The 12,886-nt window shown below is 61.8% G+C and carries 15 protein-coding genes; 2 read left to right on the top strand and 13 right to left on the bottom strand.

The annotated features are described in order from the left end of the window. Positions 1 to 10: 10 nt before the first annotated feature. The 6 genes from ACZ5WT_RS14150 to ACZ5WT_RS14125 form a co-directional block, all read right to left on the bottom strand. Entirely contained in the window at positions 11 to 670 is a 660-nt protein-coding gene (locus ACZ5WT_RS14150) for a hypothetical protein (protein ID WP_464284430.1), read from the bottom strand. Positions 671 to 753: 83 nt separating this feature from the next. Then, positions 754 to 1,563: a hypothetical protein gene (locus ACZ5WT_RS14145; protein WP_464284429.1), complete on the bottom strand. Its 810-nt coding sequence runs from the start codon at positions 1,561 to 1,563 to the stop codon at positions 754 to 756. Positions 1,564 to 1,576: 13 nt separating this feature from the next. After that, entirely contained in the window at positions 1,577 to 3,982 is a 2,406-nt protein-coding gene (locus ACZ5WT_RS14140; RefSeq protein WP_464284428.1) for a hypothetical protein, read from the bottom strand. Between the two features lie 3 nt (positions 3,983 to 3,985). Continuing rightward, positions 3,986 to 4,597, bottom strand: a complete 612-nt coding sequence (locus ACZ5WT_RS14135) for a hypothetical protein (RefSeq protein ID WP_464284427.1) — start codon at positions 4,595 to 4,597, stop codon at positions 3,986 to 3,988. Between the two features lie 18 nt (positions 4,598 to 4,615). Further along, complete coding sequence (locus tag ACZ5WT_RS14130; protein WP_464284426.1) at positions 4,616 to 5,266, bottom strand: hypothetical protein; 651 nt, start codon at positions 5,264 to 5,266, stop codon at positions 4,616 to 4,618. Continuing rightward, on the bottom strand, positions 5,266 to 7,617 hold the full coding sequence (locus ACZ5WT_RS14125; protein ID WP_464284425.1) for a phage tail length tape measure family protein: 2,352 nt from the start codon (positions 7,615 to 7,617) through the stop codon (positions 5,266 to 5,268). The genes ACZ5WT_RS14130 and ACZ5WT_RS14125 overlap by 1 nt, the downstream gene beginning before the upstream one ends. Positions 7,618 to 7,709: 92 nt before the next feature. Here ACZ5WT_RS14125 and ACZ5WT_RS14120 point away from each other — a divergent pair, with 92 nt between their 5' ends. Both ACZ5WT_RS14120 and ACZ5WT_RS14115 read left to right on the top strand, forming a co-directional pair. Then, positions 7,710 to 7,991 carry a hypothetical protein gene (locus tag ACZ5WT_RS14120; protein WP_464284424.1) on the top strand — a complete coding sequence of 94 codons (282 nt, stop codon included), beginning with the start codon at positions 7,710 to 7,712 and terminating at the stop codon, positions 7,989 to 7,991. A 98-nt stretch (positions 7,992 to 8,089) separates the two neighbouring features. Further along, positions 8,090 to 9,001, top strand: a complete 912-nt coding sequence (locus ACZ5WT_RS14115) for a DUF4236 domain-containing protein (protein WP_464284423.1) — start codon at positions 8,090 to 8,092, stop codon at positions 8,999 to 9,001. A gap of 29 nt (positions 9,002 to 9,030) precedes the next feature. On the opposite strand, the gene ACZ5WT_RS14110 is transcribed toward ACZ5WT_RS14115, so the two are convergent. From ACZ5WT_RS14110 to ACZ5WT_RS14080, 7 genes are all read right to left on the bottom strand, one after another. Next, positions 9,031 to 9,300 carry a phage tail assembly chaperone gene (locus ACZ5WT_RS14110; protein WP_464284422.1) on the bottom strand — a complete coding sequence of 90 codons (270 nt, stop codon included), beginning with the start codon at positions 9,298 to 9,300 and terminating at the stop codon, positions 9,031 to 9,033. 59 nt (positions 9,301 to 9,359) lie between these two features. Next, entirely contained in the window at positions 9,360 to 9,782 is a 423-nt protein-coding gene (locus tag ACZ5WT_RS14105) for a hypothetical protein (RefSeq protein WP_464284421.1), read from the bottom strand. 90 nt (positions 9,783 to 9,872) lie between these two features. Next, on the bottom strand, positions 9,873 to 10,586 hold the full coding sequence (locus ACZ5WT_RS14100) for a hypothetical protein (RefSeq protein ID WP_464284420.1): 714 nt from the start codon (positions 10,584 to 10,586) through the stop codon (positions 9,873 to 9,875). 83 nt (positions 10,587 to 10,669) lie between these two features. Beyond that, the gene (locus ACZ5WT_RS14095; protein WP_464284419.1) at positions 10,670 to 10,858 is read right to left on the bottom strand and encodes a hypothetical protein; all 189 of its coding nucleotides are present in this window, start codon (positions 10,856 to 10,858) and stop codon (positions 10,670 to 10,672) included. A gap of 92 nt (positions 10,859 to 10,950) precedes the next feature. After that, positions 10,951 to 11,307: a phage tail terminator-like protein gene (locus tag ACZ5WT_RS14090; protein ID WP_464284418.1), complete on the bottom strand. Its 357-nt coding sequence runs from the start codon at positions 11,305 to 11,307 to the stop codon at positions 10,951 to 10,953. A gap of 2 nt (positions 11,308 to 11,309) precedes the next feature. Continuing rightward, complete coding sequence (locus ACZ5WT_RS14085) at positions 11,310 to 11,711, bottom strand: HK97 gp10 family phage protein (RefSeq protein WP_464284417.1); 402 nt, start codon at positions 11,709 to 11,711, stop codon at positions 11,310 to 11,312. Positions 11,712 to 11,757: 46 nt separating this feature from the next. Further along, positions 11,758 to 12,822: a head morphogenesis protein gene (locus tag ACZ5WT_RS14080; protein WP_464284416.1), complete on the bottom strand. Its 1,065-nt coding sequence runs from the start codon at positions 12,820 to 12,822 to the stop codon at positions 11,758 to 11,760. Between the last annotated feature and the right edge of the window lie 64 nt (positions 12,823 to 12,886).

The raw sequence follows: 12,886 nt of genomic DNA, 5'->3' as shown, positions 1-12,886 counted from the left end.
GGATGGTTTCCTAGAGCTTGATGTAGCCGGGGGTGAAGGTCACGCTCCCGCGCCAGGTGGAGGCGTAGTTGGTTGGATCGACTAAGGAACACTGGTTTCCGCTGCCACGGCGCTTGTCGATGCCACCGGAATTGCGGCTATCAATTCGGTACGCGGGCCAGGCCTTGGGATCGCCGCCATAGGTCCAGCCAGCGCGATAGCCGCCCATTGCCCCGTCATTATTGTTGCCGCTGTTCCAGCCGACGCGGCTTCCGGCATCGGTTACAGACTGCTTGCGGCGCAGATAGACGGCATTGCCGCTGCGCTCAAAGGCAAACATGCGGATCAGCGGCCCAATGGCCTCAACAATCGCTGCATTGCCGTCCGGCATATGCCTCTTGCCGCTCCCGAAAACGTCGGGGATCGGCGTATCGAGGTAAGTCGACGGGGTGCCGATGCGCGTCATCGTGAGTTCGGTTTCAAAGTAGTTCGTGCCGGCGGGAAGGTCGCAGACGTGGCTGAGACCGCTATCCCATTCCTGCGGGTCAAGGCTGATCAGCGACACGCAGCTGCTGTAAAGAAAGCCCTGCGGATCATTGTAGTAGGAGAAGCCGTAGCAGTTCGATTTCGCGAAGTCTGGAAACGCGATCTCGAAATTGCTCAGGGTGACCGCCTGCGCGGGCATCAGCATGACCGGCCGCCGGGTGTCAGACCAGACAACTCGGCTCCCATCGGTACAAGTGATGGTCCCGTTGTGGCCAAAAACCTCCCCCATCAGTCAACTCCAACCGAGATAAAGGGGGGCGCCGGCATGGTGCCGTTGTAGCGCGGCTCGGAAACCGCAATGCCGCCGCTCCCCGTGCGGCCGCCGCCGTTCCTGATGTCCATGGTCTTGTCCAGGTTCAGGGCAAACGGTGTGTCTCCAGCGCCTGTTCGCCGCAGATAGCGTTCGGTCGTCTTGATAAGCCCGCGCGCGATACTGACGACGTTGCCACTTCTGCCAAAAAGCGGCTTCGCGGGGTCTTTGCCGCGCGCCGAGAAAACCATCACCCGATAAGTCAGGGTCACTGCAGGCAAGGGATCCCCGGCAGCGCCGCTGACCGCCGACTCGCGCAGCCAGATGTGTGTCTCGTCGGCAAAGACCGAGACGCGCCGATAATTACCACCGGCGAGCTGCACCATGTAGCCGTCGGGCACACGCCTGCCATTCAGTGACACGATGAATTTCGGGATAACGCCGAGCCCGTGGGCGAAGATCGCGATGCTGGTTTCCCGGCTGTCGCCTTGGGTGACGAATGAGATCGAATTCGGTGCGGGGACACCGATCCAGTTGCCGCCGGCCGGAAGCGACCAGGTGGTGGTTTTCCCGGCCAGGGCAGCATGATTAACCGGCACATCGACCGGGCCAGCCGCGACCTCATAGTGGAAGAAGTCAGAATGCCACGACAGCTTGTCGAGATGCGCGAAAGGGAACTTCGCCGGGGCATTGCGCGGCGCATTGATGTCGAAAATGTCGCCGCCGCCCGGAGCCTCTTCATAACAGGCGACGATGTCAGCGGCGATAAAGCCTCGAAAAACTGCCATGATCTACCCGAAACTAAAGTCCGAAGCTGAAGTCGCCGTCGAACATGCCGATGACCACTGCATCGTTGGCTGAACGGAAAAAGCCATTCTCATCGATCACCGCAACAGGAACTCCCGCCTCCGTGAAGTAAGCAAACTGGCCTGCCATAACGCCCCAGCGCGTTGGCTGCGCCGGGTCTAGCGGCACGTCGCCGAACAACGTCGCCGTCCGCATCGTGCCATCGCCTGCTCGAAGCTGGATTACGTAGCGCGCGCTATATCCCGCTGGTGCGGCCACCGATTGCCAACTGACGTTGACCTCGGCAGTCCCTCCGCCCTGCGATGCAAACAGCGACTGGATGGCCTTCGCCATTGCGCCGTCGCCCTCTGGATTGAGAGCTACCTCGATAATCTCGGTGAAGCTGGCTTCCAGCCCTTCCAGCTCGACGCTGATTTCACGGAACAGCGTTTCCCGCTTGGTGTAGTTCTCGCGGTCGACTTCTTCGAGCAGCGTTCCGAGCTGCTTGAACTGCTCGATCAGGGCGCGCGGTTTGAAACCCATCTGGTCGATAACGTCCTTGGCGACGTTGGATAGATCGATCATGCCGCTCGGCAGCTTCACATCGGCAATGGTGACCGGCATCCAGGTACTGGCCACGGTGGGTCGGCCGGATTGCGGGAGATATTCCAACTGCACCTGAATCGCCTGCCCACTCAGCTCGATCGAGACCGGAATGCGCGCGGCTCCGGTGAGCAGGTCTGGCTTGGGTACGAGCACCGTATACGGCAGGCTGCCGTCGGGGCGCTGGTGCGACACCCGAACGAATTGCACGTCGACAGCGACCGAGGGGGCCGACCAGAACACGTCATAGGCCAGCGTTCCGGGCACAGGTGCAACTGAGGGGCCAGACACTTCTTGCGGCGCCGGGCGATTGGTCACCACTGGCGCGAAGCTCAGCGGCCGCTCGTCGGTGCTCGGCGTCCAGGCGTGATCGGCCGGGTCGATTTCCTGTAGGCCGAACACGACCCAGCCCCAGATCGGGCGAGTGCGGACGGTGATTAGAAACAGCTTGCTCTCGTAGCCGAAACGCTCCGAAGTCCACTCCAGCGTCTGCAACGGTCGAAACTGCGCGAACGGAGCTCGCAGCGCGACGACATGGCGTCCAAACCGTCGTGCTTCCTCCACCGTGGCCTTAAGAACGCGCTGCGCCTGTGTGCCGGAGAAAGTCGTGTCGAGAGACAGTCCCTCCGTCTGTCGCCGCCCATCGTCTTCGTCCTCAAGATCGCTTCGATAGTGAGGCGCAGTCTCCTTCGGCTCCCAGGCCTGCGACGGCTCGCGGTAAGTTGCGGTAGCGCCGTTGATGATTTCATCCAGCCGCGGCAGTGGGATGGACCCCAGTGGCTCGGTGCCCAGCACGTCAGCGTCGGTGAAAGCCCCATTTGCGACGGCTGGGACGCCAACCAGCGGGTAAACCGTGCCATCGCTCGCATAGGCTATGCGCCCATTGCAGCCGACTAAAAACTCGTTGATGACGTTGCGCGGTTCTTCGTTGACGTGGATCTTGCGTCCGCCACGGAACTGCTTTTCAGTGCCCCCGCCGACGAGGCTAACTGGCACGTCACACGCGCCCATGGCATCGGCCCAAGGCCCGTATGGCAATTGCGCCGCCGAGCAGCGCCCACCCCAGACACGCTGGCCGTTGTAAAAAACGCCGCGCAACAGGTTGTAGGCGATGACCATGTTGTTGTCGGAGAATTCCCATGTCGCCTGCTCCGCCGACGTCGGGATATCTCCGGTCCAACGATGCGAGCCACTACCCCCGCGCGTGCTGTCCTTGCGAATGTCGTAGAGGGCGATGCCTTGGAACTGGCCGACAATCGGCGGCGTGGCCGACGCCCAGACACCATCACCCCAAAGCATGGTAGTAGCGAGGTATGGAACGCCGCGCCCCACCATATCGGAGGTCCATGGGTAATCCTGGTTGGCGCCAAATTTCGACATCAGGAACGAACTGGCGCTAGTCTGAACGCCGCGCTCAAACGAATGCCACAGGTGGTCTGCGCCGCCGATCTGATATTCGGGCACGGCATGGCCTTGTGCAGCGGCCGTTGCTGTGTTGAGCGTCACGGCGCTGCTTGAAACAAACAGGCCGGTCATAGCTGTTACGGGCAGACTACCAAACGAGAGGGTCGTCGTCAGGTAGGCGTTTGGCACCTCGCCGCTGTTGCCCCACGTTGATCGCGGGTACACGAGCTTGCCCGGATCGCCTACGGTGCCGACCAGAAAGGACTGCGGAACCTTGCCGCCAACCTGGGACGTGCCGCGCGTGCCAGTCTTCTTCTGCTGCTCGACCTTGTTTGCTTGCGACCAAAGCGTGCTGACTGCCGAGAGAACGACGCCGATAACGAGCTTGATGAGGAAACTGATGGGGTCAAACATGGGCTATTCGCTCTTCTCCTGACCCCACCAAAACGGCACGTCTATTGCCGTGTCAGCGTGGCGGTTGAAACGGTCGCCATCGCGGAGCCGCTGTTGTTCGTCGGAATCCATCGCGTAGCTGACAAAGGTCAGATCGATTGCCGAATTGACGGCATTCACTTGAAGTACGCCCTCGCCGCCGGCGGCCGCGTCATCGACTTCTGCGCCGTCCACCCTGCCCGAAAACAAGAGGTGTGGGGCGCTCAGCAAATTCCATGTGTCTGGGTCAAAAACGCCGCGATGGAACTCGACCCTCGCCACTCGAACATTGTGGCCAAAGACCATATCCATGGGGCGTTCGGCGGCCGTGCTGATATGATCAAAGCCAAAACTGACTGATCGGGCCTCCAGCCCTATGGCGTCCACAATCTCGGGCACTTGAAGCAGTGTTCCGCCACCGATGAAATTGCGGCTGACGGGCGTCGTGACGCCGGGCGGCGGGACGTTGACGGCAACGTTGTCCTCGCCAGTCCAATAGGCGAAAGTCCTGGCCACACCAGCCTTTGTCTTGCCATGCGCGGTCCAGAAATCGCGCAGCACCAAGGTTCCGCTCTCAAGAGCGGTTATCGTCTCCATGTCATATGTCATGGCGAGCTACCGGCTGTAGGTCTGTTCGGCGCTGAACGAAATCTCGTTCTTTTGGCCGGAGACTAGAGACGGGTAGGCGCTGCCAGGGACGATGCGGAACTTCGCGCAGGGCTTCCTGATGATCATGTCGGGGGCCCCGCTTACAGAGGCGGGCAAAGGCGGCCAAATCTCTACCGAGGCAATCGCCCCTGCCCCCGATGCCGTGCGATCTTCGACAAACTGGCCAAGGTAGTACCGGCTCGCGTCGAAGATCAGCCCGAAGTAAGAGCCGGTCCGCATCTTGTAGCCCGCCGGGAAGTCGGTGAAGGCCACATGCAGGCGATCTGCGATCGCGCCTAGCTTTGGGGTTGCCGCTCCAATGATAAGCCCCTCCGGGTCATCCGCCGGAAACGGGAGCTGCTTGTTGTAGAGCAGAACCGACTTGATCCCGCCCGCGCGGCTGTTGATCCGGGCCATGATGCCTTCGGCGTCAGCATAGCATACCGCGCGGGTCCTGATCCCTTCCGCCTTCCACATGGATGGCGCGCGGTCGGCATATTGGGTTTCCCCGCCGCCGGTTGCCGACCGCTGCTGCTGGTATGTCTGAACAAGCTGCCAGTCCTGAACACCAAACAGGTCAGCGAACTGGTCCGCCGGAAGCGGGTTGAGCAAGGTCATCAGTTGGCCCTCCCCATCTTCTGCATCGTGTCGCGGACGAACCGCTTGCCCTCGCCGCTGTTCTGCCAGCGCTGCATCTCACGTTGGAAACCACGCGCAGCAGCCGCACCCTCGGCCTCTGAGTTGGCGACAACGCTGCCTATGGTAACCTGAAGGTCACCATAGGTGATGGTGCTCGCCCCGCCGCCGGTTGACACCGCATGGTTTGGAAGGATCGTCCCGGCCAATGAAGGGGCAAACCATTCGCTGTTCGGAGTGTTTTCGTTGACGCGGTAGATCTTGCCTGGCTCAACCGGGCCGCCGGTTGCGCGGTTGCCACCAAACAGGCCACCAAGCCAGTCCATGATACCGCCAAAGATGTTGCCGCCTCCGCCGCCCATCCCCCCGCCGAACGCATTGGCGAAGAGATCGCGCACCGCCATATCGATTAGCATATCCCCGATCTGGCCGAGCTTGTCAGAAAACGCGTCCAGAACATCGCCGCCTCGCGCCCACGTCTTGATGATGCTCGAAACCCCGTCCTGAGCCTGGCCCCACAATGCCGCGTTGTCATTCGCCGCTTGGGTCAGCATTTTGGTTTGCGCTTCCGTCGCCGCCATCTGCGCGGCGAGACTGGACAATTCATCACGCATCGTGGGCGTGAGCTTGATATTGTCATTCGCGGCGCGGTTCAGCAGGTCTTGCTCGAACCGGAGTCGCTGAGCGGCCTCTGCGGTCATGTTCAAGGCCTGCTGCTCAATAGCCTGAGATGCAATGAAGTCTTGGGCGCCTCTGATTAAGTCGGCGTAGGGATCGCGCTGTTTGCTCGCCTTTTCTGCCGCACGTCGGGCGTCCATGATGCCGGTATTCTTCATGAAAAGGTCGTAGGCGGCCTGGGCTTCGTTTCGGAAAAGCTCTGATGGGTTGGTCAGCGCCGTGGCCAGTTCTTCTGCAGCGCGCTGCTGAGCTGTCCGAATGTCTGGGATCATCCCTTTCAGGTTTTCGAGCGCTTCTGTTTGGCCGTCCAAGATATTCTGAAGCCCGCCGTGCTGGCCTGCGCCAGCATTGAGCAGGGCAAATGTGCCATTCAGCGTGGCCATGGCCTGGGCCGCTCGCTGCGCCTCAGTGGTAAGTCCCAGGAGGGTCATGCGCCCAGATTCGATCTTGACCTCAAGTTCTGCCGCCTCGTCCGCAGCGCCACGAAGCCCGCCCGCGAGTGCGCGCGCCTGATCGTCGACCCGATCGTTCATTGAGAGCAACTCCAACTGCTCTGCGAATTGCACCGCCGTGATCAGACCGGCGTCAAACTGCGACTTGATCTCGCGCAGCACCGCCAGATCTTCGTTCAGCGACTGCCAGGGCAGCTGGATCGCTGCGTCCGGCCGGATATTGAAATCGTCGATTATCGACTGAACCACCCGCAGCCGCTCGATGTCTTTGTTGAGCTCTGCGGTTACATCCAGCCGGGCAAGGCTGGCCGGAAGGCGGATGGCCTTGTCGATGTAGTCGCCAACGGCCTTGTCCAAATCGTCGTAGCCCTTGAGCAGCCCGCTCAGCCATTCGCGGTGCTCTTCCATGGAGCGGCGTACGGGTGTCATGCCAGACACCCAAGACATGGCAGCCTGAACGCCAGCCGCACCGAGGCCGATGACGGCAATGGTTGCGATGCTCAACGGGTTGATAAGCCCCATGATCGCCCCGCCGAGCGCCTGGATGGCTTGGCGCCCGTTCCCGAGCTGGTGCATGATGCCAGTGACCTGCGGCCCCTGCTGCATCGCGAGCGCGAAAGGAGCCTGGCCGAGCGCGGTCATCATCGCGACATCTTGGGCCTGGAACATCAGGTTCGTGGTGTGGAAGCTGCCGGCCATCGACTTGTTGGCGGCAGCAAGGCCGTTAGCTGCTCGGGCAGCGGACTCATACTGCGCATCCAGCCGCATGATGGCCGCGCCCTGTTCCTGCGCGGAGATCGCGCCGAGCGTGTGCGCCCGGTTAATCTCGTCCAGCGAGGCTTCGTATTGTTTCGACGCCGCAAAAAGCGGATTGAACTTGGCCCGCAACGCATCCATCTCGCGCCCATAGGCGGCAATGTCATCTCCGCGCAAATCGCGCATCGTGATGCTGGACAGCTCTCTGGTGGCATAGGCGGCTTGCTGGGCGGCTTTCGCGGCGATTGCGTCGAAACCACGTAGCGACGCCGTCGCACGGTCTATCGTCTTGGCATACGCCGTTGCGGCGCTGTCCCGCGCAGTCTTGTTGAGGCTATCGACGGCCTTCTCGGCTTTTGGAGCAACGGCAACCAGCTTTTCCAAGTCACGAACGGCTTCGAGCGTACCGTCCTGCTTAACGGCAACTCCGAGGGTGGCAAAATCCATGGCTTGCTCCTGCTGAATACGTGAAATAGCCTCGCGCCCTCTATTGGGAGGGCGGCATTTTGTGGCTTCGGGGACTTGTGGCGGTTACCTGCGTGGCCGTGTTGGCGGCTATCGGGTTCTATTTTTGGCAGGACTATCAGGACCGAGAAGCTGCATCGGCAAGGGAGGCCGCCGTGCGCAGTGCGGCACTGTCAGTTGAGTGCAAACAAATGCTGGATGACGTTGCCAGTGGCAAGCCGGGCGACCTAACCGTTGCTCATATGGTCGTCTGCATTCGGGCCGATAAGTTTACGACAGATGACATTCGCGCTCGTGGACTGGGCGAGGCGGCGGCGGCGATCGACACCCATATCGCACGATTTGGGCTGGAATAGATGGAGCGCCCCTTAGGGCGCCCTCCCAGTTAAAAGCCAGCCGGACTCGACTCCCTGAACCCTATTTGCTTTGCTGCCTTAGGGTGGGGGCGCTCGCGATGGGGTTTCGTTTCAGACGGTCGATTAAGATCGCACCGGGCATTCGGCTTAACCTGAATGCCAAGAGCACCAGCGTGCGCATTGGCCCGAAGGGGCTGGGCTATACTTTCAGCTCAAATGGCCCGAAGCGCGTTTCGGCTTCAATACCGGGGACCGGCCTCTCCTATTCCGAGGTAATCACCCCGTCCGTGCGAAGAACGCCGGTCGTTCACCCGCCCGATCCTAGCGGCCCCGCTCCAGCGAAAGGGCGCAATGTATGGCCCTGGATACTTGGCGTGGTGGGGATCATCGTTGCCTTCAATCTATTTGGTAACGACGGGTCTTCCACAAACCGTAGCTCTGCAAGCCTCCAGCCACGGTCAGCCAACTCCGCCGCGCCAGCAATACCCGAGAAACCGGCACCGGCGATATCGACCCCCACAGTCAACGTGTCCGCACCGGCAGCGCCCCCTCCAGCGACGGCTCCTGAGACCAGGTTTGTTACCGCCTCAAGTCTGAACGTTAGATCTGCGCCCAACACCTCTGGTGAGATCGTTGGCAAAGCTTCCAGTGGCCAACAACTTACTATCCTCGAACGCGCGAGCGGCTGGCTTTTGGTTCAAACCTCTGCGGGGGGCCGTGGGTGGGTCAGCGAACAGTACACGTCGACAACTCGGCCAACCCCTGTTGCAGCACCAGCACCCCAGGCTCTAGTTTCGGCCACGCCGCCCAGCATCAACCGCGATGCAATTATTCAGAAAATCATAGAGCGCAGCATCCGAAACTACTCGGGGAGCTGCCCCTGCCCTTACAACACGATGCGGAACGGTCGACGGTGCGGCGGGAACAGCGCCTATTCAAAGCCCGGCGGTCGTTCGCCCATCTGCTTCCCAAGCGATGTCACCGAGGCCATGATCGCGGCCTTCCGGTAGAGCTCCCACCATCAGTACCATTCTCTGGGTTATCGCTGTTGCTGGCGGGCCTCGGCCTCGGCGTCCCTGCGCTCAAGGAAGGCGTTGTCCATCTTTCGGATCAGGCGCCAGAACAGGCTGGCGTCAGCCTTGCGCCATCCGGCAACGTGCCGATCGATTGCGCCTTTTGGGATTGGGCCCACGCCCATGCCAACCTGGCGCTCTGTGCCCAGCTCCCAGAAGTCGTTGAACCACTGCTCAAAGCCGGACCAGACAGGCGGGGGAATGAGCCCCGCCGGGATTGCGACACCCGTCCTCACGTAGTGCATCCGAACCATACCCGCGTCGGGGCTGTCCAAATGCCACGTGAGGACGTCGATTAGTTTTTTTCCACGCCCTCAACATCGATGGTAACGCGGGTGCCATCGATGGCCATGATGGCATTGACGAAGGCATTTGCGATCAGACGGGCCTTGCGTTCCGTAAGCAGGCCCTCGGCCGTCTTCTTGGCATAGGGAACCGGTTTGCCGCCCGAGGCGAAGCCGCGCCAGTCCTTGAGGCACTTTTCCAGGATGACCTTACGGATGATCCGGCTGCTGGCCTCGTCGGTCAGAATGCCATTGACATGGCGATCCTCGCGCGGAGCCTCGCGGCTAAGTCGATCGAAGAGCTCTTTCGCGCCTTCAGACGACAGGCCGCAGGCGTGAATTTCAACGCCGGGGAAATCGGCCCCGAGCGGAATCCACCGGCCAGCGTCAATGACATCAACGTCGAGATAGGCGCTATCCAGGTCAAAGGACATTTGGTTCTCCATGGTGGTTCATGAGGAGAAAGCCGATGGCAAGGCGAACCACTTCCTGCCACCGGCCTATCGGACGCCGGAGGACTGGCGTCAGATGGTGATGATGTTGGTGGTCACCGAGAGCGACGAATTCAGCAGGAAGGCCGCAGATGAGCCGCCGCCGGGGTTGTTGGCGTTATGCGCAAGCGCGCAGAACAGACGGGTCTTACCAACGGGAGGCGCATCGGCGGTCTGTGTACCGGTACCGGCGGTCGAGGTGGCAACAGCGGGTCCTCCCTTTGTGGCCGACACTTTGAAGGTGTCTGCCGTAATGCCCGTTGCGATGACGTAATAGACGGTCCCCGCGGTCAGGCCCGTAGGCAATGCGCCAGTGGTCGAGAAGATAACCGGCTGGCCGGGCAGGAAGCCATGCGCATTCCAGGTCACGTCTGCATCGGCGCCATTGCTGATGGTCACCGTGGATTCCGGCGAGCAGGATGCGCCATACTCCACCTTGAACTCATAGGCGTTGCAATCGTCGTCGATGGCGGCCTGAAGCGCGATCTGGCCGGGATCGAGCGGCATCGGCACGAACTGGTTTTCCATTGTTCCGGCATTGCGAATGCCTTTGGCCTTGAGCATGCGGCTCTCGCTGACGACTTCCTGCTCGGTAATGGCCTGGGTGTCGCCAAGTGCACCGGGCGTTGCGAGGCCGGACACCTCGATCCAGGTGGTGCCTGCAAAGTCGGCAGCGGTGATGGTCAGCTTGTCCGGGGCCTTGCGTCCGATGAACAGCTTGGTATCGGCATATGTCTGAAGCGCCATGTGGGTTTCTCCTGCGCGCATGAAAAAGCCCGCCGTGTTAGGGCAGGCGGGAACCGGACAGCGCCGGAATGGTAAGGGGTGGGTTACGCGCTCTTGCGCTTCGCCCCGGTCTTGTCGGCCTTTTCAACCAGCTCTGCCTGGCCGGTCTTTGCCTTGAGGCCAACCGCTTCGGCAGCGCCCGTCACGACATGGCCGAGGGCTTCACCGACTTTGGCATTGAACAGGGCATCGCGGGCCAACCGGCGGCGTGCGGCGCATTCAGGACAAGCCATTTCGGGCTCCTATCCGTATGTGTGAGTTTCGATGGTGACGGGGACCTGGACGTGTGTGTCGATGAATACCGTTCCAACGGCAGGCGGCTCCATCACGCGAACGCTGGCGCCCATGAACGGCATGCAAGAGTCGAGCGGAAGTGCGCCGCGACTTGTCCGGCTACCTCACGCGCAACTCCGCTTCCTTGGGTCTTGAGCCCCATCACATCGATCTGCAAAACACCCATGCGGAGGGTGGGCAGGTTGCTCGCCACCCTACCCTCGCGGCTAGGGCGGTTCGGCGTCCAGGTACAGCGGAGATAGCGCTGCGTCGGACTTGGCGTGTAGCTCTGCTGGCCGGCGGGCAGCGGCCCGTCAGTCCAGACGATCTGATGTTGAGCGGCCATAGGCAGCGCGGCCACGCGCGCCCGGATCGCTTCGAATATGCGGGTTTCGATCGATGGAACCATGCTCACAATCCAAACGCCTGTTTCACCTTGGCGGCTTCCTCGCGGACGATGGCTTCCCATCGCTGGCTTACCAGCGACACCCATGGCTTGGGCGCGTTGCCATTGGCTCCGTAGTGGACCAGCGCGCCGTACTTGGCCGTGTAGCCGAGGTAGAGCGTTTCATCGCCCTCCCAGCCGTTGATGACCAAGACGATCGGGCCGACATGGTCAGCACTCACAGGAGCGCCGGGATTGTCCCGAACCAACTGCGGCATCGCCTGCGTCGAGGCCACGAGCGAAGCCTTCAGAAAGCCCGTGCGCTGGTAGCCGGAGGGCGCCGGGGGCGCGTCATAGACCATCCGCGTCAGCTCGCCGTCCAGTTCCTTCACAAGCCGCTGCGCGCTGTTGCGGAACGTGGCTTCCAAGGCCTCGGGCACCTTCTGAGCCCACGCCCCAATGGTAGCCGCAAAGCTACCCATCGAGCCGAGCCCGGTACTTGCGCAATGCCTGCGCGGTAAAGTCGATCGTCTCCGTAACACCGCACTTGCAGCCCACCCGGTGCTTGGCCGGCAGGTCAGGCGCGTGCGGGAACATGATCGGCGTCCCATCCCGGGCGATGAAGGGCTGGTCGAAGGCAGCGGTCTGCCCCACCAGCTCGAGGTGATCGTGGCGCGGCATCCGGCTCACGGTGCGCGTCCAGGTCTTGGTCAGGTCGGCGGCTTCGAGCTTGCCCGCGTCGACCTGCTGGCGGAAGGCATCGTTCTTGGCCGTGGCCAATGCAGTGTTGGTTTCGGTCAGCGCCAGGTTGTCGGCGCGATACTTGAGCGCCCGGTTGCTGTAGGCGGTGACGATCCGGTCCACGGCATTGGCCGGAACCGAGCCGCCCTCCTCCAACGCCCGACGCACATGGCCGTCAAAGCGCTTGTCCCGCAGGGCATAGGCGCGATAGTCGCGCATCGCCTGCGTATCGCCAGTGCGGAGCCCGGCATAGATCTTGTCGAGGGTCTGCACGCTGGAAGGAGTGAGGCCGATCAGGCCGCCCTCCCTGCGCTTCGTCCTCAGGTTCACCCTACCTACCAGTGCCAGTGCCGTCTGGCGCGGGTTCTGGCCACGAGCTAGGCCGTCGGCTAGTGCGCGGCGAGCAAGGTCCAACTGTTCCCCGACAAGCCCGTCCACAAGCCCCGCTGCGTGCTGGCGCATGGCCTGCTCGGCCGGGAGATTGCGCACACCCCACGAGAAATGGACGCGATTGCCCTCTGGATCGGTCAGCCGAGGCATGGATCCGACCACTGCCTGGCCGCCGGCATTGTAGGCCTGAACGATCGCGCCCTCGAACAGCGCGAAGCGATTGGCATCGATGTTGAGCAGCCGCATGGCCGCATCGAGGTTGCCGCGCTCGAGTTCAGCGACCAACGCGCCCAGCACGACCGAAGAGGTGATGGAACGGATCGCCTCAAGCCATGCTGCCGCAAGGGTGACTTCCCACTCGGCGGCAAGATTGATGAGGATTTCACGTTGGCTGAGCTTCTTGAGCATTCAAGCCTCCATTGATGGTGCGGCTCCGTAGAGTCCGAACGACCCGTTCAGGCTGCCTTCAGGT

Source organism: Devosia sp. T2-14, from assembly GCF_055397495.1.
Note: the sequence above shows the minus strand (reverse complement) of the source record. Positions and strands in the feature narration are given on the sequence as shown.